Consider the following 23,092-nt stretch of genomic DNA (forward strand, 5'->3'; position numbering starts at 1 on the left):
GTGAAAGGAAATGGTTAGTAAATCCTAAGAAAACAGGCAGGTTGATAAACAATGTCCACACAAAAAACGCCGCCCGCATACGGCGGTCAGGCTGTCGTTGAAGGGGTAATGTTCGGCGGCAGAAAAAATTATGTTACCGCCATCCGCAGGAATGACGGAAGCATTGATTTTTTTAAGCTTCCGAGAGTGCCGAATTCCAAGCTTTCGGCTTTAAAGAAGATTCCTTTTTTGCGGGGAATCATCGCAATTATTGAGGCAAGCGCAAACGGCACAAAACACTTAAATTTTTCCAGCGAACGTTACGGGCTTGATCCTCAAGATGACGCCAAGCTGGAACAGGAAGATAAGAAAGGTTCGGGCTTATCGATGTTTTTCAGCCTGGCGGTAATCGGCGTTCTATCGTTTTTGTTCAGCAAATTCGTTTTTACGCTCGTCCCGGTCTTTTTAGCGGAGCTTGTAAGGCCCGTTTTTTCCTCAGACGCCGCGCAGATCGGAATAGAAAGCGTGTTTAAGCTTATCCTGCTTCTCGGCTACATTTATTTCTTATCAATGACGCCGTTAATTAAAAGAGTGTTTCAATATCATGGAGCCGAACATAAGGTCATAAACTGTTATGAACAGAATTTGCCAATTACAATAAAAAATGTTCAGAAACAGTCACGGCTTCATTACCGTTGCGGTTCAAGCTTTATCTTATTTACGATCATTGTCGGCATGTTCGTCTATTTACTCGTTCCGACAGATCCGCTTTGGGTGCGGATTTTAGACAGGATTGCGCTTATACCCGTCGTCCTCGGCATCTCCTTTGAAGTGCTTCAGCTGACGAACAGGGTGCGAAATATCCCCGTTTTGAAGGTGCTCGGTTATCCCGGCCTGTGGCTGCAGCTTTTAACGACAAAGGAACCGGAAGATGACCAGGTCGAGGTTGCCATAGAAAGCTTTAGCGAGCTTCTCAGACTGGAAGACATTTCAGAACAGAGCGAAAAGCCGTCTGACAACGTAATCTGAACCGTTACCTGTTATTATTTTCGGAGGTGGGCAGTTATGAATCATCGTGTACAACCTTTTTTTGCTGTATTAATAGCGCTTGGTGCATTTGGTTTCATTTATGCGGCGGTAACAAACCCCGGGCAGATGATCTCAAGAGCGATTACCGTCATTATCGCAGGCGTCATCATTTATTTTATCGTGAGATCGGTTCTGAACCGCCGCGCCGGCCGTGACGGAACCGCTTTCAAAAAAGCGGCCAAACAATCGCGGCTCCGAATGAAGGAGCAAAAAGCGAAGCATCGCGCCGCTCACAGAGGACGGGTCAGCCATTTGCGGAGCGTGCCGAGCAGCAGCAGACCGAAGCCGATGATTCTTAAGAAAAAAAGCCAGACCCAGCTTACCGTCATAGAAGGTAAAAAGAATAAAAAGAAAAACAGAGCGCTTTTTTAATAGCTCCATTGCTTCAAAAATTGCTCTGTTCTGCTTTTTCCTAGCTCAATGAGAGCTAGTTTTTTTTGCGGTGTGAGATGAAACTCCGTCGCCATCACATTTTCCACCGGAATAAAAATAATATTCTGTTCGTACTTCGTCGCGATATGCCTGGCATCATGAGCGTCTTTCATCGTTTCAAACAAAGCGCCGAACAGCTCAAAAGCGTTGCGGATTGAGTTTTTCGGGCGCTCTTTTTCGTGAGGCGAAAGCGAAATTCCGATGACCGGCCGCTTGCGCTCTTTTGAAAACAGCCAAATCGGGAAATTGCTTAGCACCCCGCCGTCAACGACCGTTGAGGTGCCTTTTTCGGTCTTCAGTTTAATCGGCTCAAAAAAATAAGGGATGCTGCAGCTCATTCTGACAGCTCTGGCAACCGGGAACATCTCCGGATTTAATCCGTAGCGGGGAAGGTCGTCAGGAAGCACGATCATCGTTCCGTTCGTCAAATCTGAAGCGATCAGACGGAGCGATCCTTTTTTCATATCGCCGAACGCGATGATGCCCTTTGCTTTTAATTTATCCGCAATCCATTTTTCCAGCGTATCGCCTTTGTATAATCCGAGGCGCCAATATATCGACACCCACTGCAGGATATTCAGCGGGAGGAAGGAGTACCTCTGATCAAGCAATTGTCTTCCGTCCACCTCATCTATGATGGAATGAACCTCTCTGCTCGTGTAGCCCGCAGCGATAAATGCGGCAATAATCGCGCCGGCGCTTGTTCCGGCGAGTCTTTCAAAACAATAGCCCTTTTCTTCAAGCGCTTCATACGCGCCGGCAAGCGCCACCCCTTTTATCCCCCCGCCCGAAAATACGCCGTCAATCTGCATACGCGCCCTCTCCCTTCCATCCAAGGTGTATTATTATTTTAAGAAACGGCTTGGTGAAATAGACCAAAGAATGAAGACATTAAAAAAAGGGCGCCCTATTTCGGGCTGCCCTTTATTCACCGGGATTTTCGGTTTTTTTCTGTACGGATTTCAATTCTTTTTTCCGGATTTCGTCATCTTCAAAATACTGAACGAGATCGCCGATGCGGTCAATGCTGTTCCAGCTCAGATGATGTTCGATTCCTTCTACATCATTGTAAATCTTCTCTTCATCAACACCAATGATTCTTAAAAACTGCTCAAGCAATTCGTGTCTGTATACGAGGCGTTTGCCGATCTTTTTGCCTTTTGACGTCAATACGAGCCCGCGATATTTTTCATAAATCAAGTACTCGTCTTTATCTAGTTTTTGAACCATTTTCGTTACAGAGGAGGGATGGACTGCCAAAGCTTCCGCGATATCAGAAACCCGCGCATATCCTTTTTCTTCTATCAGCATATAAATCTGTTCAATATAATCTTCCATACTTGGTGTTGTCATCGTACCCCTCCCAAAAAGCACCTTAACTTTATAAACCATTACAAGTTTACACTAACGGTCATGAAAAAACAAGGATGCTTCCGGTCTGTCAAGCCTTAATCAGCGCTTATAATTCCATTCGTCAGACGCGTATTTCGTCTCGGCCAGCTCATTGACAAACGCAAGCTCTTCAGGCGTGAGTGTGTAAGGCTCAAGATGAATGTTCAGGCCTTCCTCAAAACCGGCTTTAAAAGCGACTCTGGCTTCATCCATCGTTACCGGTTTTTGCGCTAAAGCGTTGATGGCTACCGCTTTGTTTTTGAAATTCCGCTGCATGCGCTCACGGACTCTGTCGCTCGGATATAAAAACAGATCAAACAGCTTATCCTCATCAATGTCAAGCAGGATGGAGCCGTGCTGAAGAATAACGCCTTTTTGACGTGTCTGCGCGCTTCCCGCCACTTTCCGCCCTTCGACGACCAGCTCATACCACGAAGGCGCATCAAAGCAGACGGACGAGCGCGGATTTTTCAGGCTTTCTTTTTCCTTTTCCGTACGCGGAATCGCAAAGTAGGCATCAAGCCCAAGGTTTCTGAATCCCTGCAGAATGCCTTCTGAAATCACCCGGTACGCCTCTGTCACCGTGGCCGGCATTTCCGGATGATCCTCTGAAACGATTACGCTGTATGTCAATTCTTTATCATGAAGAACACCCCGTCCGCCTGTCGGTCTTCTGACAAACCCGAGGCCGTGTTTATGTACTGCGTCAAAGTTAATTTCCTTCTTAATATTTTGAAAATACCCGACAGACAGCGTTGCCGGATTCCAGCCGTAAAAACGGATCACCGGAGGAATTTTTTTTTGGCTGTGCCAATATAAAAGCGCTTCATCCAGCGCCATGTTAAATGCCGGGCTTTCATTCCCTGAGTCAATAAACCGCCATGTTTCTTTTTCCATACACTGAACCCTTCTTTATCGTTTTAATAAAATCAGTTTAACAAACTGACGTGAAAATGAAAAATATTTCGTTTCATTAAGGATGACAATCGCTTCATGCTTTACTATAATAGTATTTGTCCCAAAACGTCCGGTAAGCCTTGTTTTCACAAGCAGGGTTTTTGATTTTATAAGCTAAAGGAGTAGAATCGCATTGTCTAATATGATTGCTTTAATTATTGTTGCGGCGTTTATCGTTTATATGATCGTGTCGTATTTTTACCAGCAGCGTTTAATGAAAACACTTACGGAAGAGGAATTCCGCGCGGGCTACAGAAAAGCGCAGCTGATTGACGTCCGTGAGCCGAATGAATTTGAAGGCGGCCATATTCTCGGCGCGCGCAACATTCCGCTGTCACAGCTGAAACAGCGCAAAAGCGAAATCCGTCCTGATAAACCCGTTTACCTGTACTGCCAAAACAATGTCCGCAGCGGACGCGCGGCACAGACGCTCCGCAAACACGGCTGCAAGGATATTTACAACCTGAAAGGCGGATTTAAAAAATGGGGCGGAAAAATTAAAGCAAAGAACCAATAATAAAAAAGAGCTGTCCGTTTTATACGGAAGCTCTTTTTTTACACCCGTCAGCGGCTGCCGGCAGATGTATGTTCGTATTTTAAAACCGGCTTTCTTGCGGCCTTGGTTTCATCCATTCTTTTGACAACCGTGGTATGCGGCGCCTCCTGAACGGTTTCAGGTGATTCCTCCGCTTCCCGCGCAATTTGAATCATGGCATCTATAAAGGCATCAAGCGTTTCCTTCGATTCCGTTTCCGTCGGTTCGATCATGATGCTTTCTTCCACATTGAGAGGGAAATACACAGTCGGCGGATGATAGCCGAAATCTAAAAGCCGTTTGGCAATATCAAGCGTTCTTACGCCGAGCTTTTTCTGTCTTCTTCCCGATAACACAAATTCATGCTTGCAATGACGGTCATACGGCAGATCATAATAAGGCGCGAGTCTTCTCATCATATAATTTGCATTTAAAACCGCATTTTCGGTCACAGCTTTTAAGCCGTCAGGCCCCATGGAGCGGATATACGTGTAGGCTCTGACGTTAATGCCGAAGTTTCCGTAATAAGGCTTTACGCGCCCGATCGATTGCGGACGGTCATAGTCAAAAGTCAAACGGCCCTCTTTTTTCGTGAGGACGGGTTTCGGCAGGTACGGAATGAATTCTTTCTTTACTCCGACCGGGCCTGAGCCTGGTCCTCCTCCGCCGTGCGGCCCGGTAAATGTTTTATGCAGATTAAGATGAACGACGTCAAATCCCATATCTCCCGGTCTTGCTTTACTTAAAACGGCGTTTAAATTCGCTCCGTCATAATAAAGCTTTCCGCCGGCCTGATGGACGATATCAGCCATTTCTGTAATGTTTTCCTCAAATAAGCCGAGGGTGTTCGGATTCGTCAGCATCAGCGCCGCTGTTTCTTCATTTACCGCTCTTTTCAAATCTTCAATGTCAACCAGCCCGTGTTCATTTGACTTGACGGTAATCGTTTCAAATCCGGCGACCGTGGCGGATGCCGGATTCGTCCCATGGGCTGAATCGGGAACAATCACCTTCGTCCGTCCGAAGTCTCCCCGCGCTTCATGATAAGCGCGGATCATCATCAGGCCTGTCCATTCGCCGTGAGCGCCCGCCGCAGGCTGCAGCGTCACCTCGTCCATACCCGTAATTTCCTCCAAGTGTCCGCTTAAATCGTATAAAAGCTCAAGCGCTCCCTGAACCGTGTCCTCGTCCTGAAGCGGGTGAATAGCAGAGAAGCCTGGGAACCGGGCAATCTTTTCATTTAATTTCGGATTGTATTTCATCGTACAGGAGCCGAGCGGATAAAAACCTGAATCAACCCCGTGGTTTCTCTTTGAAAGTGCGGTATAATGCCGCATAATATCAAGCTCTGATACTTCCGGAAGCTTTGCGTCTTCATTGCGGATATAATCACCCGGAAGAAGGCTTTCAAGCTCCGTTTCCGGTACATCAAGCTCCGGAAGGCTGTAACCGACACGCCCTTCGCGGGACATTTCAAAAATAAGCGCCTGATCTTGATTATTCATGTTGATCCCCCAATCCCGCAATAAGCGAATCGATCTCTTCTTTTGTTCTCAGCTCTGTGACGGCAATGAGCATATGCTGCTTCAGTTCCGGATACGCCAGGCCTAAATCATATCCGCCGATTATGCCTTGTTGTAAGAGCCTGCGGTTTGCTTCTTTGACAGGCTCATTCAGCCTGACTGCAAACTCATTAAACATCGGGCCGTCAAACGCTATGTGCAAGCCGGCTTTTTCCGCTTGGCGTCTCGCGTAATCAGCTTTCAGTATATTTTGGCGGGCTATGTCTTTGACGCCATTTTTTCCGAGCGCCGTCATCGCAACTGAGGCCGCTAAAGCGTTCAGCGCCTGGTTTGAGCAAATGTTGGAGGTGGCTTTGTCTCTTCTGATATGCTGCTCGCGCGCCTGAAGGGTGAGAACAAACCCTCTTCGCCCGTTTTCATCCTCCGTTTGGCCGACAAGACGGCCCGGCACCTTCCTCATCAGTTTTTTCGTTACTGCAAAATAGCCGCAGTGCGGGCCGCCGAACGCCGCAGGTATACCGAAAGGCTGCGCGTCCCCGACGACGATATCAGCTCCGTATGCCCCAGGCGGTGTCAAAATACCGAGTGCGAGCGGATTTGAAGAAACAATCAGCTGGCTGTTTCCTTTATGTGCAAGCGGCTCAATGTCCTTTAACGGCTCAATTTGTCCGAAGAAGTTCGGATACTGGACGATCACGGCGGCCGTTTCATCACAAACTGCATGCTCTAATGCTTCAAGGTCTGTGACGCCGTTTTTCGCGGGCACCTCTACAACCTCAATATATTGGCCTTTTGCGTATGTTTTCAGGACATCCCGTGATTCCGGATGAACGGCCGCGGAAATGACGATTTTTTTCTTTTTCGTATGGCCCGACGCAAGCATCGCCGCTTCCGCCAACGCCGTTCCCCCGTCGTACATGGAGGAGTTTGCGATATCCATCCCCGTTAATTCACAGATCATCGTTTGAAATTCAAAAATCGCCTGCAGCTCTCCTTGTGAAATTTCAGGCTGGTAAGGCGTATATGCCGTGTAAAACTCTGACCGGGAAATCACATGGTCGACGATAACCGGCTGATAGTGATCGTACACACCTGCGCCCAGAAAAGATGCATATGTAACAGCGTCCTTATTTTTCGCTGCAAGCTTTGTCAGCTCTCTCGTCAGCTCTGTTTCTGATTTTGCTTTTTTAATTTGGTAGTCTTTCTGAAACCTCACATCTTCCGGGATATCGGCAAACAGTTCATCAATTGTTTCTGCGCCGATGGCTTTCAGCATTTCTTTTTTATCCTGTTCTGTCGCGGGCAAATATCGATGCTTCATATGACTCTCCTTTTTCAGCTCTGTTTTGGACGTTTATAAAACGGTGTGCGGACAATCTTCGCTTTTACCGTTTTTTTGCGGATTTCCACTTCTACTTCCGTTCCGATTTCACTGAATTCCGTTTTGATTAAGGCAAGGCCGATATTTTTCTTTAAAGTCGGAGATTGTGTGCCTGTCGTGACTTCACCGATTGCAACACCGTCTTTTTTCACGGCGTATCCGTGTCTCGGAATCCCTTTTTCAATCATCTCAAGCCCGACCAGCTTACGCGGAGCTCCTTTTTCTTTCTGTTCACTCAATACAGACTTCCCGAAAAAATCGGAATCTTTCTTGTGCTTTACGGCAAATCCGATTCCGGCTTCGATCGGCGTAATGTCTTTCGTCAATTCCTGACCGTATAAAGCAAGCTTTGCTTCAAATCTCAGCGTATCACGGGCGCCGAGACCGCACGGAACGAGTCCTTCATTCTCTCCCGCTGCAAGAATCTCCTTAAAAAGATGAACCGCGTCTTCGTTGCGGCAATAAAGCTCAAACCCGTCTTCACCGGTATATCCCGTTCTTGAAAGCAGGACTTGGCGTCCGGCAACGTCCGCTCCATCAATAAACGTAAACGGCTTTAAGGAAGCCAAATCACATTCAGTCAGCTTCGAAAGAACCGCCTGAGCATTCGGCCCTTGAACGGCAAGCAGTGAAATCTCGTCAGACTGATTCGTTAATGTGACGTCCCCTTTTGCATGTTCCTTCAGCCAAGCGATGTCTTTTTCAATATTAGACGCATTGATCACGAGCAGATAGCAGGTTTCGCTTTTCTGATAAATCAGCAAGTCATCGACCGTGCCTCCGTCGGGATAACACATGGCGGTATAGAGCGCGCTTTTCGGCTTTAAGTCGGCAACGTCATTTGTCATCATTTTTTGCAGAAAAGACAGGGCGTCTTGACCGGATACTTCGACTTCTCCCATATGGGACACATCAAACAGGCCCGCTTTTGTGCGGACGGCTTCATGCTCCTCTTTAATAGAAGAAAATTGAACAGGCAGCTCCCATCCTCCAAAATCAATCGTTTTTCCGCCGTATTCTTTATATACGTCATAAAGCGGTGTTCGTTTCAGCATCATCTTCCCCCTTCAGTCATTGGCGCATTGTAAAGACATATAAAAAAGGACAGAGAAACACCTCATGAAAATGAAGGTTTCTCTGTCCCGGCACCTGAAAGTTTACTTTATGAAAACTTCATAAAGACGTCCCCTTTGGTGGTCTGCCTTTTCTGCTCGCAGACACTCTCCAGAGTTGCGTCGAGCAAGAGTTCTTTTGCCTGAGAGATTCACTCCGCAGTTTGCTCCTTCGGCGCCCGGATGCACATCTTTCTTCCGAGTCTCTCCCCTTACTGTCATTCGCTCATATTTACCAATTGTTATGGACATACTAAAGCAATATCTTGGGTGAAATCATTACTTATATCCTACCACCCTCACTTACGTCCGGCAACAAAAATTATGATAAATCAGTTTTTTAAAAGAAAGGCGGTTTTGTTACATATGACAGCAGAGATCATATTTGATGCAAACTGGCCGGGAGAGTTTTCTGAGCGGCTGAAAACGGACGGTCCCTGGTCAAATTGGGAGTTGTACAAACTGTCGGCTGAAGTCCAGCAGACTCTCGCCATTCCTGAATTTGAAGGGTTGAGGGCTCCTTTATACCTGCCCGATTTCACTCCGCTTCCCCATCAGCTTGAAGTTGCCCAGAAAGTCGTTGAAAAAATGAACGGCAAGGCGATTTTGGCTGATGAAGTGGGGCTCGGAAAAACGGTGGAAGCGGGCCTGATTTTAAAAGAATACATGATTCGCGGGCTGGCCAAAAAAATTCTGATTCTTGTGCCGGCATCACTCGTTTCCCAATGGGTGAAAGAGCTTCAGGAGAAGTTTTTAATACCGGCTGTTGAACAGAAGAAAAGCTATGTGTGGGAGCAGTGCGATATTGTCGTTTCTTCTATTGATACGGCCAAACGCTCACCTCACAAGGAGATTGTGCTTTCTATTCCGTATGATCTCGTCATTATTGACGAGGCGCACAAGCTCAAAAACAGCAAAACGAAAAATTATGAATTTGCGAGAAGTCTTGTGAAGAAATACTGCCTGCTTCTGACGGCAACCCCGATCCAAAACCGGATCGAAGAAATTTTTAATTTGGTGTCACTGTTAAAGCCCGGCCACTTAGGAAATGAAAGCGGGTTTCAAGAAACGTTCAATCAAAAGGACGGAATTGACGCTCATGAGCATTTGAAAGAGCTCGTCAATAAGGTAATGATCCGCAACACACGGAGCGACACAGGGCTTACATGGACGAAGCGCCACGTCGAAACAGTGCCGATCACCTTTTCACCGACGGAACAGGCGCTTTACGATGACATTGCCGCACTGAAAAACGGCACGGAAAAGCCGACAAGCGCATTTTCCATTATGACGCTGCAAAGAGAGTGCTGTTCAAGCAGGGAAGCCGTGTATATGACACTTAAAAAAATGCTTGATCAAAAGGAGCAAAAAGCGCCCGCATTCGATGAACAGACGATTGCGAATTTAATGGACCGCATCAATCAAGTCACGCAAAATTCAAAAGCGATCCAAGTTGTTGACTTGATCCAAAAGATTAATGACAAGGTCATTATTTTTACTGAGTACCGGGCGACACAGATTTACCTGCAATGGTTTCTTCAGCAGAACGGCATAAGCTCTGTTCCGTTCAGAGGCGGATTTAAGCGCGGAAAAAAAGACTGGATGAAGGATCTCTTCCGGGGGAAAGTGCAAGTGCTGATCGCTACGGAAGCCGGCGGCGAAGGGATCAACCTGCAATTCTGTAATCATATTATCAACTATGATCTCCCGTGGAATCCGATGCGGCTTGAACAAAGAATCGGAAGGATACACAGACTCGGTCAGGAAAGAGATGTCCACATTTACAACATGGCGACAAAACATACGGTAGAAGAGCATATCTTAAAACTTCTGTATGACAAAATTCATTTATTCGAAAATGTCGTCGGAGAATTAGATGACATTTTAACAAAAATCAAAGTGAACAATTTTGAAGACCATTTACATGATATTTTATGCCACTCGCTGACAGAGGAAGAAATGCGAATCAAAATGGACAATCTTACCTCTTTTCTATCGTACGGTACGGAAAAGCAAGCCAGAAAAAAAGGCTCTTAATCTAAAGGAGGAAGCGCGACATGAGACAGCAGGAGGTTCACCAATTTTTACTGCGCTTTTTTGAAGCGAACCACTGCCCGATTACTGAACACGGGCCGGGTTTTATGACGGTTCAATTGACGGTTGAGATGGACAAACAAATTATGAACCGGCCGTTTTATTGGCATTGGCGTGAAAAAACGGGCGGAGAACCGAATCCGATGAAGATCACTTTCATCACTGATAAAGAAACGGCTCCGGATGATATGGACGGCGAATTTATTTACTTCGGAGCCCCGCGGCTCTTTCAAATCTTTCAAGCAGTTAAACAAAATGGGAGATTTACAAGAATATATGAGAAAATTGTATCAGCCGGAGCCAGAGTCCCGCTTCAGCCCTGGCTTGGATTAAATGTAGTGATTTCATACCAATCCGACATGAAAAAAGACAGACTTTTGTCTTTAGGCCTGCATCTTGTATCTGGAACAATTATAGAAGGATTTCAGCAGAAGCTTGCACCGCTTCCGCTGACATCACAAATATCAGACTATTGCTTTACCATATCGCCGATGATTAAGCCGGAAAGCGGGATTAAAAGGATGGAGCATTATTTGAAAAACGCTGCCGCCAAAGAGCCGTCAGACTGGGCTGACAATGCGATCGCCAGATGGAAGAAGGACCTCAGGCTTCTCGATCAGTTTTATGAGCAGACAGAGGAAAAGCCTGAGGAATACCAATTGGAAAAACAAGCGCTGAAAGCCTTATATCAGCCGAAAATTCACATTCAGATCGAGAACGGCGGTTTATTTTTCCTGCAAAGTAATTTTTCTGGATAAGCGTTATCCATTCGACAGCTTTCCCGTTTTTTTTAGAAATTCTATATTATAATAAAGGTATACAGAAAAAATTTCTGGCGTTTCGCATGCGATGAATCACTTCCAGACATGAAATAAAGATAAGGTCATGGCCGGATTGGCTGAAATACATAAACAAGTATTTTAGGAGGAGAAAATGCATGAAAAATGCAAAAACAGAGTTTTCGCAATTAGATAAGGAATGGGTTGAACTGATATTAGAAGCCCAAAAAGCAAATATCAGCCTAGAAGAGATACGCAAATACCTGCATTCGCATAAAAAGTCTTCTCAACATATCCAGGCCGCCAGAAGTCATACCGTAAATCCTTTCTGAATGTGCTATAATATCACAAGGAAGGTGATGACATTGATTGGCCAGCGTATTAAACAATACCGAAAAGAAAAAGGCTACTCACTATCAGAACTAGCTGAAAAAGCTGGGGTAGCGAAGTCTTATTTAAGCTCAATAGAACGAAATTTACAGACGAACCCCTCCATTCAATTTCTAGAAAAAGTCTCCGCTGTTCTGGACGTCTCGGTTCATACTTTACTTGATGAAAAACATGAAACCGAATACGATGGTCAATTAGATAGTGAATGGGAGAAATTAGTTCGTGATGCGATGACATCCGGGGTATCAAAAAAACAATTTCGTGAATTTTTAGAATATCAAAAATGGAGAAAAGCGCAAAAAGAGGAGTAGTGCCGCCATATGTGCACAACTCCTCTTTTATCTGTCCGGCATTCGGATCAGTTTTTATCCTCACTATGAGCCTTTTCATTTTCCTTCACGTAACCGTCTTTATCCGTATGATCTTTCGTAATGGTCAATCCGTTCCATTGCGTTGCTTCAAATGAGAATTGAAGAGAAATCGCATTGCCCTGGAATTTATTTTGGACACTCAGACCGTTTGCGTCTTTTGCGGTATCATTTTTAAATCGGATTTCCATCCGCACTTGATCATAATCTACAGGCGTTTTCGGAACCCCGTCATACTCAGGCGCTGTTTTGCCGTTAATGGTTGCTACATTGACTTTTCCGCTCTCACTCAAGAACTTCGGATCAATGTGCTTGCTGATCGCTTCGGCAGCAGCTTTATCCTGCTTTGCAGACATTAAGTATAAGTCTTTCAGGCTGGCCGCCTTCAAAATGATATTTTTAGGATAGCCGTTGCCCCCTTCTTTGCCGACTGTCAGAACCGTAATTTCAAACTGGCTGAGGAAATCCTCCGCAGATTCGTTTCCTTTCTTTGCTCCTTTGAAGTCAGTAAAATTCAAAGCCATCAGCACTTCTTTAATGGCAAGTGAACCGTTGTTTCTGAATTCAAAATCTTTTGTCAATTTGTCTCCTGGTTTTAAGTTTGACAAATTGACATTGGCTGATTGTTCTTTAGCCGATAAATCAAGCGTTCCTGACGCAAATGTGGCGTCCGTGGACTTCACATCATTAAATGCGGCCCATGTGCCTCCTCCTACTAATGCTAAACCGAGTGCGGCTGAGGCAACGCCCAAGCTTAATTTCTTTTTCATACCCATGTTTGTACTCCCCTTACTTTTTCATTTTTTGTTATCAAATCCTGTCGCCAGGTTGCAACCTTATTCATGTGGACATGGTCCCGTTTCTCTCATGTTCTTCCAGCGCTTTCGTTTTCCGCTCGATATCGCGGAGAGCGCTGGCAATGACTGTTATTGAGTAAATTAAAAGCATGACGCCGGGAACGATTAACAAAATCGCTGTTCCGATCGGCTGGCTGGCCAAATGTATTACATATCCCGCATACGGGAGCTGATATCCCGTATACAGAGCTGCCACTTTTTCAGCTGGAACGGGTGCGGCATCCGGAGCGGCATTATGGTCTCCTTTTGTCTCAAACATCAGGTGCCCGCCCTTTTTTGTGATCCCGATTATTCTGTGTGTTACGGCTGATCCGTCATCTTGTGTAAAAGTGATGACATCGCCTTTTTTTAAGTCATTCACATCAGAAATTTTCTTTACCGCTATGAGTGAACCCGTCTTAAATTCCGGGTCCATTGAACCCGACAGCACGGATTTCAGCGTATAGCCGAAGATGGCCGGCTCACCGCCGGAAGCCCGGGTCGAGATTACCGTCAATGTCAGCACAATAATCAAGCTGAAGATTACGGCATACAAAATATTACTGATCAGTTTCAGTGTTTTTTTCATGTTCTTCCCCGCTTTCTTTTACCGGCTCAGCCGGTTTTTTCTCTGTTTTCTTCGAATCGGAAGCCGTCGCCTGTTCCTGGCACTTGACAAGCTTCATCGGTTTTGACCACTCAAATTTTTCTTCGTTCGCAGGATATCCTTCAGGCTTGTAAACCTTGAATGCATAAATTCCCGGCTGCAAGGCCCGCTTTGACTCCATTTTATAAATCGTTTTGCTTTTTTTATCAGTAATAAGCCCTTTATCCACGACATTGCCGTTTTGTAAAGGCTGTTGCTGAGAGGCGATTTTATGGAGCTCCCATTTCCAGTCAGAAACAGTCCGCTCTTTCCCCCTATTCTCCAGCTCCGCATAAAGTTGAAGCGGCGCACACACGGTGCCTGACGTATCAGTTTGATTGGTGATATGTAAATCACTTTGATCCCAGCGTTCGTCATAGCGGCAATTGTCATCTGTATATCGAAAATCTCCGCACGTTTGAACCGGGAGACTGAAGCTTTTCACATCATTAAAGGAGGAACTTGTGTCTCCCGTAAACTGAGCACATATCGTCACGGGCAGGCAGAAAATGAACGACAGCCGTAAAAACAGCATCATTCTCGATCTCACCTTGCCCTTTTTTTCCGTTCGCAGCAATCGGAACATGCCTTACCCCCTGTAAAACTGTTTATAAATATGATGTTCGTTCTCTTTAAAGAACCGCATGAACAAAGTATAATCAAGGTTTACCGTCTTGGAAAATGTCAAAAACGATCAAATTGTTCGTTTTTAAGAATATATCCTTTAAAAACAACGTTTTGCTCCAAATTACACACCTTTTTGGAATTTTTTCTAATAAAATGTGAGAAAATAACGGAGTGACCAGCACAAAATGGAAAGTATATACAGCGAAAGGACGAAGAATGATGATCAAACAAAGTCTGATTTGCCTTTCAATTCTTGGTTTCGGAGTTTCAGGGATTGCTCAAGCGGAAACGGTGCCTTATTATGCTGTTCACCATAAATCAAAATGGGAAAAAATCGCAGAAAAAGAAGCTAAAAAAAGATATCCGCTCGCTCAAACGTTATTTATTCAAAAGGTGTGGGATCGGAAAAGAACGGATGAAGCAGTCAAACAATATCACTTGACATTGCGGGATGGCGCTAAAGAATTTGGTGTGTTTGTTACGATTTCTTTTAATCCCTACAGCCAAAAGGTAAATAAAATTGCGGTTATTGAGGAATACCAATAAAGGCCCTCCTATATCAGGAGGACCTTTCAGGTGCTGCACTTTATTTTTTCCGCTGCATCCACAGCTTAAAACCATATGGCAATATTCCGAACCAGTGCTGAGAAGCCGGCACTTTCTTTTCTTTCCGCACTTCTTTTCGCTCTTTCCGTTCCTGTTTCGGCGTATCGAAATATTTAACGAATTGCTCAGTCATATATTTTACATAATCGTTTGTTTTCATGGCTCTCACCTCATATTGCTGTCTTTATTATGAAGTGTTGTCCCGCCGCCTCTTTTTTATACTTCTGTCCATTGAATCAGCTTTTTCTTCTTATGATTGAATAAAAGGTGAGCCTCCCGTCTCGTCCCTGATGCTGTTACCGCCTTTATTGTAACTTGAACCGTTTCCCGGCGATCATTCCCGTCGATGTAAAAGGAGACAGTTCCGTACGGAAAACGCTGTGTACCCGACTGAGTCTTTTGTCCCTGTATCATATGACGGCTTGACAGCAGGGCGCCGTTTTGAAGCAGGTTCTCACCAATCCAGTACTCCCCGGCCTCTTTTGCAAATGTTTTTCGGGTGATGAAATCAGATGAAGTATAGCTGATGACAAGTAAAACTGCGGCAGAAACAAACAGAACCGCCGGATATATAAACCCGTCAGATTTGTACATTTTAATCACCTTTTAAAGAGCTGTAAACCGGAATAGCCGTCTGCTTCTTTTTACCTGTAACGCTTGTGATTCCCACTAAAATCAGGCCGTTTTTCACATCAGCCGTTAATGAAGCAGCATTATGCAGGATCGGCACGTGGCCTTTTCCGTTCACTCTTTTCCTTATCATCGTGTGATAGATTTCAAAACGGACTTCTTCGCCTCCTGTTTTCCGGCAGGTTAACGACCGTCCGCCATCCGCAGGCTTCACAGTCTCAGCCTGTTTACATTCATTCATGATCTGCTGAACGGCAATATGATACTCCCGGCTGTCTATTCCGCCGTTATCGGTCCGGCCTGATAAAAACAAATGTAAAATCGGGCTCAGAGTGCCTGATAAGAAGAGACAGACTGCCAAGGAGACCAAAACATTAAGAAGCGTAAAGCCATTCTGTTTTGAGAATGCTGAGGCACATTTCTTTTTCGCCGCGGACAGCCGCACAGACTTTGTAATAATCACCATCCTCCTTCCACGTCACACCGGGAGACGGCTGCTTTTTTCCGGACATCATATATGCGCTGATATGTTTATGAAGAAGCTGGTACGCTTCCTGGCGTTCTTCTATTTTCAGATTGTCTGTCAGCATGCCCGTCCAGACCGGAACGATAGAAATCATAAGGAACAGCCAAATAGCCATTGCTGATAGTGTTTCAATAGTAGAGAACCCCTTATTTCCGTTCTGCATGGACATTTCCGCTCCCTAAGTAAACTGTTATTTCATAAGTGAATCCCGCGCTCTTCAATTGAATCTTTCCGCCGGAATTCGGATGGCCTTTTTCGTTAAATTCAAGGCTCTCCGGTAAAGTCACAAGTGTAATGTGAAGCGAATCAAAGGAACGCTCGACAATCCTTCCTGCTGACTGCAGCTTGTATTTATGCTCTTTTGGGAGAAAAGTGATTTTTGTTCTTTTATGTTCTGCGATAGCCGTTTCCTGAGCAAGCTGAATATCTTTTTGGAGCTGTTCTGTTTTTTGCCGCACGGCCAAATGGGTATAAACCGGCGGAACCGCCGTGAACAAAACAGTCAGCAATACAGACGCCAGACTTAACACAACCAGGCTTTCAAGAAGGGTGAATCCGTTTTCTGTCAGCCGGTTATTGTTCAACTGTAACTTCCCCGCCCTTTATTAAAATCTGTTTTCCATTCGGGCAGGCTGTATTCTTTTTGATATATCCCTCTGATTGTAAGTCGTTCATCTCCGGCATTTTTCCTTCATGGTCGATTTCGTACGCCGTCACTTGGGCTTTCACCATATTCTGCAGTCCTTCACAGCCTTTATGCTGAATGCTTTGATTATGTTTTGTAACGTTAGGAATCGTGATTAAAAGCAGAATGGAAACAATAAATAAAACGATCAGCATTTCAATTAATGTAAATCCTTCTTGATTTTTCAGACGAAGCACTCCCTTACATTTGGTTCATCATCTGGTACATCGGCATCAGCATTGACATATAAACAAGTAAAATCATACCGGCCACAACACCGTAAATGACAGGCTGGAGAATACCGGTATACTTCTCCGCGTTTTGTTCAAGACGCTCCATCATAAACTGGCTGTACGTATAAAGTTCGCGATGAAGCCGGCCGTTTGCCTGTCCGTGACTGACTGCAGCCGCAAGGTCTTTTTCATAACACGGATGCCCGGAAAGAGCAGATTCTATGGTTTCGCCGGCTTTCAAACGTGTAATGAGCATCTCTGCTTCTTCACGGTAAAAAGGCAGAAAAGATTGTTCTTTAAAAGCAGTTAAGCTGTCATAGATAGAAAGACCGGATTTCAGAAGACTGCTGAGCTGTAAAGAGAAAAAGTAGCTGTTAAAAAGAACGGCCGCTTTTCCTATCAGGGGGATTTTCACAACGATAAGCATTTTGTCTTGCGGGGATTTTTTCTTACATAAGAACCAAACGTACAAAAACAAGCTGAGAACGGCTGCCATCCCCAGTGCGCAGGCTTCATGAAAATGCTGAAAAAACGCAAAGATGAAAGCAGTCGCACCGGAAGTATTCATATTCATTGATTGATAAATCCCTGAAAACTGCGGAATAATCAAACTTTGCAGGATATAAAACATGACGCAGACGGAACATATTAAAAACATCGGATACCGGAGCATTTTTTTGATTTGATTCGTCTGCATGAGCTTTCTCTGCAACAATTCGCCGCTTTGTTTCATCGCCCCCGGCAATTCTCCGTGTTTCTCCGCGAAATAGCAGATGGAGACGGCTTCTTTATGAAAAGACAGTGCCTCAAGCACTTGGTAAAACGCATCGCCTTCCCTCAGCCGGCGGATTCCGTCCGTCAGCTCTGCAAGCTGACGTTTATGGAGCTGGAGTTTCAGCAGTTTGAGCCCTTCAATCAGACTGTACCCTTTTTCCGTCATTTCACCGAGCCTTTTCAAAAAAGCCGCTTGATCCTTCAACGGCCAGGTTCTTTTAATCCGCTTCATGATACACCCACCGATCATAATTATCAGTCGTGACATAACCGAGCGCGATACCTTTTCTGATCAGCCTGCGAAGCGTCTGATATTGAAAATTGGCGTGCTCTCCTTTTGCTTCCTGAAAGCACTGGGTGAGATTTTTTCCGTAAAGCAGTTCATAAATCCCCGCACGGCGTGTCTGCCTGTACAGACGGCAGTACACGGAACAGTTGTCCGTTTCGCAAAACGGACACGTTAAATCAACCAGACGCTGAGCGGCGATGGCAATTACGGTTTGTTCAATTTCCGTCATGTTCACCCCGAACTCCAGCAGCCTGTATATGGCGCCCTTGGCATCTCTTGTATGCAGGCTTGAAAGTACGAGGTGGCCCGTCATGGCCGCACGGACTGCGATTTCAGCCGTCTCGGCATCTCTGATTTCCCCTAAGATGATCATATCGGGGTCATGTCTTAAAATCGCTTTTAAACCGGAGGAATATGTGACTCCGGCTTTTTCATTCACCTGAACTTGCAAAACATCTTCATCTCTCGTTTCTACGGGATCTTCCAGCGTGACAATCCGCCGGTTGAAATGCCGTTTTGCATAGTTGACAAGCGAGTAAAGGGTAGTTGTTTTTCCAGATCCGGTCGGGCCGGTAAAAAGAAGCAGGCCGTGCGAATGCTTCAGAAAGGATAATAATGCGGCGCCTGCCCCCGGAAATAAGGACAGTTTATCCAGAGGGGGAATCTGCCTCTTAGGCAATAGCCTGATGACAAGACTTTCATCATTCATTGTCGGCAAGGTTGACATCCTCAAATGAACGGTTTCCGTTGGAAGCGGCAGAGACAGTGATCCGTTTTGCGGCTTTCGTCTTTCTCCTATATCCATGGCCGATAAAAATTTAAAATGAGAAATAAGCCTTACGCATTCCTCTTTTTTTAAGACTCTTTTTTTCACAAGAGCATGACCGATGCGAAAATGGATGAAAGCATCCCTTTCCCTCGGCACAATGTGTATATCTGAAGCCCTTGCCATATAGGCCTCGTTGATGATGTTCCTGCTGTATGTTTCAATATTCTCCATAAGACTTCCCTCCTTCCGACACGTATTGTAAATCAAATACACAAAAGTGATCAAAGGAGAAATGATGCTTTTTGCACAGTGTAAATCGTAAAAAAAGCAAAAATAAGCCGCTTAATATTGATTTACTGAAGAAAACCCGGCTCCATTCAGCAATTTTCGGCCATAAAAAAAGCAGGCGTGCGCCTGCTCTGCTTAACGTTTCTTTTCTTTCCGCAAATATTTCTTTTGATTCTCCTTCAGAATATCCCCTGTCCAGCCCTTCTGCCGCAGATAAATATAAATTAGCAGGGTTGATACGATAATAAGCACAATGGAACCGATATACGCATATTTCCAATGAAGCTCCGGCATGTTATCAAAGTTCATCCCCCAGAGAGCTCCAAGCGCCGTCATCGGTGTAAAAAGAGTTGTAAAGATCGTCAGTGCTTTCACAATTTCATTTCCTCTTTGGGATGTAATGACTTCCTCGGCGTGCAGCAGATTGCTCAGTTCCTGATCAAATTCATTGATATATGTAATGCCTCTTTCCATCTTTTGATGAGCCCTGAGATAATCTTTCTGCTTGTCATTTTTCGGGAGAAAAGCTTCTTTTAAAGCCATTTCCACTTTTTTAGCTCCCAGCGTCAGCCCTTTCCAAATGAACAGTTCATGGCGCAGTTTATGCACGTTTTCCAAGATTCCTTTACTGTTGTCATCATGAATCTGCCATTTCAGCGTCCGCTGCTTGACTTCAAATTCATCTAATCCGATAAGATAGGAATTCATCAGCTCGCCGAGCAGAATAAAAAAGCCTTCTATCGCATCTTCGCAGGTTTGGATCTGCTGTGTGGCGTGCTTTTCTTTTATACCGCGCAGCAGCGAAAAATCAAAATTAATCGTAAAAAAGAAGTCTCTCGTAATATAAAAGTGAAATACGGTATGATTTTTTTCATCATCTAATCCTTGATGATAGATTAAAGAACCGAAAACCGCTTCATTATTCTGTTCATTTGTATCTGAGCGCAGAAAGTTTATATGGTTTTCATGTTCAAACCACTTTTCACATTGCGGCCAATGATTGTGGCGGATCATTTTTTTCGCTTCTGTTTTTTCATGCGGACCGAGCTGGTACCAAACCCAGTCCGCTCCCGAATGTACCTTCATCTCTTGTCAGCCTCCAGTATCGCTTTCTTCTTTTAATTACCGTAATTGCATCGAGCTAAACCAGGTTTGATGTTTGACCAGCTTTCCAGAGTGGTATTATTCCGAAAAAAGGGAGGTGCAAGCCTTCCTTCTCGGAAGGCGTTCCATTGTATATCATCAAACTGTCTGCCATCGTACTATTTATTTTATTAACGGCATGTTTTGTCGCTGTAGAGTTTTCAATTGTTAAAGCAAGGCGCTCCCGCATCAATCAGCTCATTCAGGAAGAGGTGAAAGGGGCAAAAGCAGCCAAGCATGTCATTACACACCTTGATGAATATTTATCGGCGTGCCAATTGGGCATCACCGTAACCGCCTTGGGACTCGGCTGGCTGGGTGAACCGACAGTCAAAGCAATGCTTCAGCCGTTATTTTTAAAAACCGGACTTCATGAAGCGGTTGCCCATGTACTGTCACTCATCATTGCATTTCTGCTGGTTACATATGTGAATGTCGTCATCGGTGAACTCGCACCGAAAAGTTTTGCTATCCAAAAAGCTGAGCGGATTACACTTTTGTTTGCTAAACCGATGATTTTGTTTTATAAGTTAATGTTTCCGTTCATCTGGCTGCTTAATCATTCCGCACGCCTGATTACAGCCCTGTTCGGCTTGAAGCCGGCTTCCGAACATGAAATGGCCTATACGGAAGAGGAATTGCGGGTGCTCCTTGCCGAAAGCTATCGAAACGGCATGATCAAAAAAAGCGAGCTGCATTACGTAAATAACATTTTCACATTTGATAAACGCACTGCAAAAGAAATCATGGTGCCCCGGAATGAAATGGTAAGCCTGCCGCTTGACAGCGGATCGGGACATATACTCCGGGATATTATCAAAACAAATAAATATACCAGGTATCCCGTCATAAAGGGAGACAAAGATCATGTTGTCGGCATCATCAATATAAAAGAAGTTTTATTCAGATTCCTATCAGAAGGAGCTCCGTTTACAAAACACGAGCTCAGCCCTTACATTCAGCCGGCGATCCATGTGATTGAGACGATCCCGATTTATCAATTGTTCGTTAAAATGCAGCGGGAACATGCTCATATGGCCATTCTCATTGATGAGTACGGCGGAACCGCGGGATTAGTAACGGCGGAAGACATCATCGAAGAGATCGTCGGCGAGATCCGGGACGAATTTGACACGGATGAGACACCCTCCGTTCAAAAGCTTGGGGACAGCCGCTATCTCCTGAACGCCAAATTGCTGATCAGTGACGTCAATGATGTACTCGGAACAGAGATTACGGCTGATCAAGTCGATACACTCGGGGGCTGGTTTCTGACTCAGCATATTGATGCAAAGCCTGGGAGCACGATTGATTTTGAAGGATACACATTCACGGTAAAAGAAATCGACAGCCACCATATTAAGACGATTGAAGCTGAAAAAGCTGAATAGCTGAGGGAGAAATCCCTCTCGGCCATTCAGCTTTTTATCATCTTAATGATTCTTTTAAGACAAATCCGTTTTTCGCCAGCGCCTTCGTCAGGCTCTGTTCTGTTTTCACTTGAGAAAAGTCGATGCCGAGCTTCACGACGGTTTGGGCGATTTCCGGCCGGATGCCTGAGATTGTCGTTTCTATGCCAAGAAGTTTTGTGCTGTCAATCACTTTAAAAATTTGATAAGCGACCATTGTATCCACAATCGGCACGCCTGAGATATCTAAAAACAAATAGGAAAGCCGGAGCGAAGAACATTGGTCAAGCACCGATTCCAAAATGATCTTTGCCCGGTATGTGTCAATTTCGCCGACAAGCGGCAAAATCCCAATACCGTCGGCAATCGGCATAATCGGCGCGCTTAATTCATTAATCATTTCTTTTTGGGCGTTTAATTGCGTAATCGTCACTTTATAATATTCCTCTGTAAAGACTTCGATCATATGGTCAATTGCTTTGTTCAGCTTCTCTCCCCATTGAAATACCGCAGACGTCCCGGGCTTCTCGGACATCGTTTCAGTGCATGTCTGTATGCGATTCCAGACCAAGCTCCGGAATTCTTTAAAGCGCGCGACGCTTTCATAGACCGGGACTTCATGCACGGCCCGGTCTCTTGCGAACTGCAGCGCCCACTTTGTCAGTTCCTCGTCCCCGCCGTCTTTTCCCGATAGAATCCTGGCAACGATTTCAATTAACAGGCGGTGCTGCGTTTCTGCTTTCTGATCACCTGAAGGCCGCGCCGATTCGGGTATGAGCAGCCATTGGCGTGTGATTTCACCTGATTCTTCAATCAATGTTTCATATAATACTTCATTCAAATGTTTCACGGGTTTCCTCCATTCACTTTGTATGTATAAATTGCCGCCGGACGCACATACTGTAATTACATCCGATGGGCTATAGCCAAGCGGTAAGGCAATGGACTTTGACTCCGTGATCGTTGGTTCGAATCCAGCTAGCCCAGTCCTGTAACCGCAAAAAACGAAGATTAGCTGATAATGTTTGATCAGCGGATCTTCGTTTTTCTCTTATGATACGGATTGATGTACCGTTTTTTTCTTCGTCAGCTTCATTAATTCTCCGGGATTATATCCGATAACGAGCTTTTTGTTATCGATCAGGATCGGACGCCGCAGCAGCTTCGGTTTTTCAGTCAGAAGCTTCAGCACTTCATTTACAGTCATTTCTTCAAGGTTCAGGTTGAGGTTTTTAAATGTTTGGCTTCTCGTCGCTAATATTTCATCAATTCCTTCGGTCGTTAAGGATAAGATTTGTTTCAATTCATCAATTGTCGGTGTCTCCCTGAATAAATGGCGCTCATGAAAGTCAATATTGTGGGCTTTTAACCAATGTTTCGTCTTTCGGCATGATGTGCAGCTCGGGTATGAATAAAAAATAAGTTCTTTCATTTTTAAAAATTCCTCCCTCGGATAATCCGTCTCTTTGTAAACATAAGTACCCTGAACTTTTTTTCACTAAACGTATTTCAAAAAATTTTTCGGATCTTTTGTTCAGAGCGGCATAAGATATAAAACACAGGGAAAGACATAAATTCCACAATAAATATAATCATGAAA

General features: G+C 44.9%; 29 protein-coding genes, 1 tRNA gene and 1 riboswitch. Of the genes, 10 read left to right on the forward strand and 20 right to left on the reverse strand.

The features are described from left to right. The first annotated feature begins 51 nt into the window (after positions 1 to 51). Both QRX25_RS11870 and QRX25_RS11875 read left to right on the forward strand, forming a co-directional pair. The gene (locus QRX25_RS11870; RefSeq protein ID WP_212098453.1) at positions 52 to 1,008 is read left to right on the forward strand and encodes a DUF1385 domain-containing protein; all 957 of its coding nucleotides are present in this window, start codon (positions 52 to 54) and stop codon (positions 1,006 to 1,008) included. 36 nt (positions 1,009 to 1,044) lie between these two features. After that, positions 1,045 to 1,440 carry an SA1362 family protein gene (locus tag QRX25_RS11875; protein WP_013352850.1) on the forward strand — a complete coding sequence of 132 codons (396 nt, stop codon included), beginning with the start codon at positions 1,045 to 1,047 and terminating at the stop codon, positions 1,438 to 1,440. Here QRX25_RS11875 and QRX25_RS11880 read toward each other — a convergent pair. The 3 genes from QRX25_RS11880 to lipM form a co-directional block, all read right to left on the reverse strand. After that, positions 1,437 to 2,312 (reverse strand): patatin-like phospholipase family protein, encoded by an 876-nt coding sequence (locus QRX25_RS11880; RefSeq protein WP_212098456.1) that lies wholly within the window; start codon positions 2,310 to 2,312, stop codon positions 1,437 to 1,439. The genes QRX25_RS11875 and QRX25_RS11880 overlap by 4 nt on opposite strands. A gap of 112 nt (positions 2,313 to 2,424) precedes the next feature. Further along, positions 2,425 to 2,853 (reverse strand): transcriptional regulator MntR, encoded by a 429-nt coding sequence (mntR, locus tag QRX25_RS11885; RefSeq protein ID WP_065981869.1) that lies wholly within the window; start codon positions 2,851 to 2,853, stop codon positions 2,425 to 2,427. A 99-nt stretch (positions 2,854 to 2,952) separates the two neighbouring features. Continuing rightward, positions 2,953 to 3,789, reverse strand: a complete 837-nt coding sequence (gene lipM / locus QRX25_RS11890; RefSeq protein ID WP_065981870.1) for an octanoyltransferase LipM — start codon at positions 3,787 to 3,789, stop codon at positions 2,953 to 2,955. 193 nt (positions 3,790 to 3,982) lie between these two features. Here lipM and QRX25_RS11895 point away from each other — a divergent pair, with 193 nt between their 5' ends. Beyond that, the gene (locus tag QRX25_RS11895; RefSeq protein WP_013352854.1) at positions 3,983 to 4,366 is read left to right on the forward strand and encodes a rhodanese-like domain-containing protein; all 384 of its coding nucleotides are present in this window, start codon (positions 3,983 to 3,985) and stop codon (positions 4,364 to 4,366) included. A 47-nt stretch (positions 4,367 to 4,413) separates the two neighbouring features. Here the strand turns inward: QRX25_RS11895 and gcvPB are convergent, their stop codons facing one another. From gcvPB to gcvT, 3 genes are read right to left on the reverse strand one after another with little or no spacing between them, the layout of a single operon-like run. Continuing rightward, positions 4,414 to 5,889, reverse strand: a complete 1,476-nt coding sequence (gcvPB, locus tag QRX25_RS11900; RefSeq protein ID WP_065981871.1) for an aminomethyl-transferring glycine dehydrogenase subunit GcvPB — start codon at positions 5,887 to 5,889, stop codon at positions 4,414 to 4,416. After that, entirely contained in the window at positions 5,882 to 7,228 is a 1,347-nt protein-coding gene (gcvPA, locus tag QRX25_RS11905; protein WP_212098458.1) for an aminomethyl-transferring glycine dehydrogenase subunit GcvPA, read from the reverse strand. Before gcvPA ends, gcvPB begins: the two co-directional genes overlap by 8 nt. Positions 7,229 to 7,242: 14 nt before the next feature. Further along, the gene (gene gcvT, locus QRX25_RS11910; RefSeq protein WP_115997629.1) at positions 7,243 to 8,343 is read right to left on the reverse strand and encodes a glycine cleavage system aminomethyltransferase GcvT; all 1,101 of its coding nucleotides are present in this window, start codon (positions 8,341 to 8,343) and stop codon (positions 7,243 to 7,245) included. A gap of 178 nt (positions 8,344 to 8,521) precedes the next feature. Next, a riboswitch (glycine riboswitch) is annotated at positions 8,522 to 8,622 on the reverse strand. A 144-nt stretch (positions 8,623 to 8,766) separates the two neighbouring features. Between gcvT and QRX25_RS11915 the strand changes: the two genes are divergently transcribed. The 4 genes from QRX25_RS11915 to sinR all read left to right on the forward strand — a co-directional run bounded on the left by QRX25_RS11915 (position 8,767) and on the right by sinR (position 11,974). After that, a complete protein-coding gene (locus tag QRX25_RS11915; RefSeq protein ID WP_065981874.1) occupies positions 8,767 to 10,437 on the forward strand; it encodes a DEAD/DEAH box helicase in 1,671 nt (556 codons plus the stop codon). Between the two features lie 20 nt (positions 10,438 to 10,457). Continuing rightward, positions 10,458 to 11,252 (forward strand): YqhG family protein, encoded by a 795-nt coding sequence (locus QRX25_RS11920; RefSeq protein ID WP_065981875.1) that lies wholly within the window; start codon positions 10,458 to 10,460, stop codon positions 11,250 to 11,252. 179 nt (positions 11,253 to 11,431) lie between these two features. Beyond that, on the forward strand, positions 11,432 to 11,605 hold the full coding sequence (gene sinI / locus QRX25_RS11925) for an anti-repressor SinI (RefSeq protein WP_013352860.1): 174 nt from the start codon (positions 11,432 to 11,434) through the stop codon (positions 11,603 to 11,605). 33 nt (positions 11,606 to 11,638) lie between these two features. After that, positions 11,639 to 11,974, forward strand: a complete 336-nt coding sequence (sinR, locus tag QRX25_RS11930; protein ID WP_014470659.1) for a transcriptional regulator SinR — start codon at positions 11,639 to 11,641, stop codon at positions 11,972 to 11,974. A gap of 47 nt (positions 11,975 to 12,021) precedes the next feature. Here sinR and tasA read toward each other — a convergent pair whose 3' ends face one another. The 3 genes from tasA to tapA form a co-directional block, all read right to left on the reverse strand. Continuing rightward, on the reverse strand, positions 12,022 to 12,807 hold the full coding sequence (tasA, locus tag QRX25_RS11935) for a biofilm matrix protein TasA (RefSeq protein WP_013352862.1): 786 nt from the start codon (positions 12,805 to 12,807) through the stop codon (positions 12,022 to 12,024). A 64-nt stretch (positions 12,808 to 12,871) separates the two neighbouring features. Continuing rightward, positions 12,872 to 13,456, reverse strand: a complete 585-nt coding sequence (gene sipW / locus QRX25_RS11940) for a signal peptidase I SipW (RefSeq protein WP_212098460.1) — start codon at positions 13,454 to 13,456, stop codon at positions 12,872 to 12,874. Further along, positions 13,428 to 14,099 carry an amyloid fiber anchoring/assembly protein TapA gene (gene tapA / locus QRX25_RS11945; RefSeq protein WP_212098462.1) on the reverse strand — a complete coding sequence of 224 codons (672 nt, stop codon included), beginning with the start codon at positions 14,097 to 14,099 and terminating at the stop codon, positions 13,428 to 13,430. The genes sipW and tapA overlap by 29 nt, the downstream gene beginning before the upstream one ends. 257 nt (positions 14,100 to 14,356) lie before the next feature. Between tapA and QRX25_RS11950 the strand changes: the two genes are divergently transcribed. Next, positions 14,357 to 14,686, forward strand: coding sequence for a DUF3889 domain-containing protein (locus QRX25_RS11950; RefSeq protein ID WP_045510605.1), 330 nt, complete (start codon positions 14,357 to 14,359; stop codon positions 14,684 to 14,686). Between the two features lie 40 nt (positions 14,687 to 14,726). Here QRX25_RS11950 and QRX25_RS11955 read toward each other — a convergent pair whose 3' ends face one another. The 9 genes from QRX25_RS11955 to QRX25_RS11995 all read right to left on the reverse strand — a co-directional run bounded on the left by QRX25_RS11955 (position 14,727) and on the right by QRX25_RS11995 (position 20,026). Next, positions 14,727 to 14,906, reverse strand: a complete 180-nt coding sequence (locus tag QRX25_RS11955) for a YqzE family protein (protein ID WP_016938971.1) — start codon at positions 14,904 to 14,906, stop codon at positions 14,727 to 14,729. Between the two features lie 56 nt (positions 14,907 to 14,962). Continuing rightward, the gene (gene comGG, locus QRX25_RS11960) at positions 14,963 to 15,340 is read right to left on the reverse strand and encodes a competence type IV pilus minor pilin ComGG (RefSeq protein WP_212098464.1); all 378 of its coding nucleotides are present in this window, start codon (positions 15,338 to 15,340) and stop codon (positions 14,963 to 14,965) included. 1 nt (position 15,341) lies between these two features. Continuing rightward, positions 15,342 to 15,842, reverse strand: a complete 501-nt coding sequence (gene comGF / locus QRX25_RS11965; protein WP_249199234.1) for a competence type IV pilus minor pilin ComGF — start codon at positions 15,840 to 15,842, stop codon at positions 15,342 to 15,344. After that, positions 15,751 to 16,017, reverse strand: coding sequence for a type II secretion system protein (locus QRX25_RS11970; RefSeq protein ID WP_258415241.1), 267 nt, complete (start codon positions 16,015 to 16,017; stop codon positions 15,751 to 15,753). The genes comGF and QRX25_RS11970 overlap by 92 nt, the downstream gene beginning before the upstream one ends. Positions 16,018 to 16,048: 31 nt before the next feature. Then, the gene (comGD, locus tag QRX25_RS11975) at positions 16,049 to 16,486 is read right to left on the reverse strand and encodes a competence type IV pilus minor pilin ComGD (protein WP_045510590.1); all 438 of its coding nucleotides are present in this window, start codon (positions 16,484 to 16,486) and stop codon (positions 16,049 to 16,051) included. Next, a complete protein-coding gene (gene comGC / locus QRX25_RS11980; RefSeq protein WP_115997634.1) occupies positions 16,476 to 16,784 on the reverse strand; it encodes a competence type IV pilus major pilin ComGC in 309 nt (102 codons plus the stop codon). The genes comGD and comGC overlap by 11 nt, the downstream gene beginning before the upstream one ends. Before the next feature lie 4 nt (positions 16,785 to 16,788). Next, a complete protein-coding gene (comGB, locus tag QRX25_RS11985) occupies positions 16,789 to 17,826 on the reverse strand; it encodes a competence type IV pilus assembly protein ComGB (RefSeq protein WP_212098466.1) in 1,038 nt (345 codons plus the stop codon). Continuing rightward, the gene (comGA, locus tag QRX25_RS11990; protein WP_115997636.1) at positions 17,813 to 18,883 is read right to left on the reverse strand and encodes a competence type IV pilus ATPase ComGA; all 1,071 of its coding nucleotides are present in this window, start codon (positions 18,881 to 18,883) and stop codon (positions 17,813 to 17,815) included. The genes comGB and comGA overlap by 14 nt, the downstream gene beginning before the upstream one ends. A 192-nt stretch (positions 18,884 to 19,075) precedes the next feature. Beyond that, positions 19,076 to 20,026 carry a magnesium transporter CorA family protein gene (locus tag QRX25_RS11995; protein WP_212098468.1) on the reverse strand — a complete coding sequence of 317 codons (951 nt, stop codon included), beginning with the start codon at positions 20,024 to 20,026 and terminating at the stop codon, positions 19,076 to 19,078. 146 nt (positions 20,027 to 20,172) lie between these two features. Between QRX25_RS11995 and QRX25_RS12000 the strand changes: the two genes are divergently transcribed. Next, positions 20,173 to 21,474: a hemolysin family protein gene (locus tag QRX25_RS12000; RefSeq protein ID WP_212098471.1), complete on the forward strand. Its 1,302-nt coding sequence runs from the start codon at positions 20,173 to 20,175 to the stop codon at positions 21,472 to 21,474. Between the two features lie 37 nt (positions 21,475 to 21,511). Here the strand turns inward: QRX25_RS12000 and rsbRD are convergent, their stop codons facing one another. Continuing rightward, positions 21,512 to 22,342, reverse strand: coding sequence for an RsbT co-antagonist protein RsbRD (gene rsbRD / locus QRX25_RS12005; RefSeq protein WP_212098474.1), 831 nt, complete (start codon positions 22,340 to 22,342; stop codon positions 21,512 to 21,514). Between the two features lie 66 nt (positions 22,343 to 22,408). Here rsbRD and QRX25_RS12010 point away from each other — a divergent pair. Continuing rightward, positions 22,409 to 22,479 (forward strand) — tRNA-Gln (locus QRX25_RS12010). Between the two features lie 64 nt (positions 22,480 to 22,543). Here the strand turns inward: QRX25_RS12010 and mgsR are convergent. Beyond that, the gene (mgsR, locus tag QRX25_RS12015) at positions 22,544 to 22,924 is read right to left on the reverse strand and encodes a transcriptional regulator MgsR (protein ID WP_115997640.1); all 381 of its coding nucleotides are present in this window, start codon (positions 22,922 to 22,924) and stop codon (positions 22,544 to 22,546) included. Positions 22,925 to 23,092 lie beyond the last annotated feature (168 nt).

The organism is Bacillus sp. L381 (assembly GCF_030284525.1).
GTDB classification, from domain to species: Bacteria; Bacillota; Bacilli; order Bacillales; family Bacillaceae; genus Bacillus; species Bacillus amyloliquefaciens.

Excerpts from the sequence above, each read along its gene's own strand:
- comGF (WP_249199234.1), bottom strand. The coding sequence starts at position 15,842 with ATGGTGATTATTACAAAGTCTGTGCGGCTGTCCGCGGCGAAAAAGAAA.
- comGA (WP_115997636.1), bottom strand. The coding sequence starts at position 18,883 with ATGGAGAATATTGAAACATACAGCAGGAACATCATCAACGAGGCCTAT.
- gcvPB (WP_065981871.1), bottom strand. The coding sequence starts at position 5,889 with ATGAATAATCAAGATCAGGCGCTTATTTTTGAAATGTCCCGCGAAGGG.
- lipM (WP_065981870.1), bottom strand. The coding sequence starts at position 3,789 with ATGGAAAAAGAAACATGGCGGTTTATTGACTCAGGGAATGAAAGCCCG.
- mntR (WP_065981869.1), bottom strand. The coding sequence starts at position 2,853 with ATGACAACACCAAGTATGGAAGATTATATTGAACAGATTTATATGCTG.
- sinI (WP_013352860.1), top strand. The coding sequence starts at position 11,432 with ATGAAAAATGCAAAAACAGAGTTTTCGCAATTAGATAAGGAATGGGTT.
- QRX25_RS11870 (WP_212098453.1), top strand. The coding sequence starts at position 52 with ATGTCCACACAAAAAACGCCGCCCGCATACGGCGGTCAGGCTGTCGTT.
- tasA (WP_013352862.1), bottom strand. The coding sequence starts at position 12,807 with ATGGGTATGAAAAAGAAATTAAGCTTGGGCGTTGCCTCAGCCGCACTC.
- comGG (WP_212098464.1), bottom strand. The coding sequence starts at position 15,340 with ATGTACAAATCTGACGGGTTTATATATCCGGCGGTTCTGTTTGTTTCT.
- mgsR (WP_115997640.1), bottom strand. The coding sequence starts at position 22,924 with ATGAAAGAACTTATTTTTTATTCATACCCGAGCTGCACATCATGCCGA.
- QRX25_RS11955 (WP_016938971.1), bottom strand. The coding sequence starts at position 14,906 with ATGAAAACAAACGATTATGTAAAATATATGACTGAGCAATTCGTTAAA.
- QRX25_RS11995 (WP_212098468.1), bottom strand. The coding sequence starts at position 20,026 with ATGAAGGTACATTCGGGAGCGGACTGGGTTTGGTACCAGCTCGGTCCG.
- QRX25_RS11915 (WP_065981874.1), top strand. The coding sequence starts at position 8,767 with ATGACAGCAGAGATCATATTTGATGCAAACTGGCCGGGAGAGTTTTCT.
- QRX25_RS11950 (WP_045510605.1), top strand. The coding sequence starts at position 14,357 with ATGATGATCAAACAAAGTCTGATTTGCCTTTCAATTCTTGGTTTCGGA.
- gcvT (WP_115997629.1), bottom strand. The coding sequence starts at position 8,343 with ATGCTGAAACGAACACCGCTTTATGACGTATATAAAGAATACGGCGGA.
- QRX25_RS11970 (WP_258415241.1), bottom strand. The coding sequence starts at position 16,017 with ATGGCTATTTGGCTGTTCCTTATGATTTCTATCGTTCCGGTCTGGACG.
- tapA (WP_212098462.1), bottom strand. The coding sequence starts at position 14,099 with ATGTTCCGATTGCTGCGAACGGAAAAAAAGGGCAAGGTGAGATCGAGA.
- sipW (WP_212098460.1), bottom strand. The coding sequence starts at position 13,456 with ATGAAAAAAACACTGAAACTGATCAGTAATATTTTGTATGCCGTAATC.
- QRX25_RS11880 (WP_212098456.1), bottom strand. The coding sequence starts at position 2,312 with ATGCAGATTGACGGCGTATTTTCGGGCGGGGGGATAAAAGGGGTGGCG.
- QRX25_RS11920 (WP_065981875.1), top strand. The coding sequence starts at position 10,458 with ATGAGACAGCAGGAGGTTCACCAATTTTTACTGCGCTTTTTTGAAGCG.
- QRX25_RS11875 (WP_013352850.1), top strand. The coding sequence starts at position 1,045 with ATGAATCATCGTGTACAACCTTTTTTTGCTGTATTAATAGCGCTTGGT.
- gcvPA (WP_212098458.1), bottom strand. The coding sequence starts at position 7,228 with ATGAAGCATCGATATTTGCCCGCGACAGAACAGGATAAAAAAGAAATG.
- comGB (WP_212098466.1), bottom strand. The coding sequence starts at position 17,826 with ATGAAGCGGATTAAAAGAACCTGGCCGTTGAAGGATCAAGCGGCTTTT.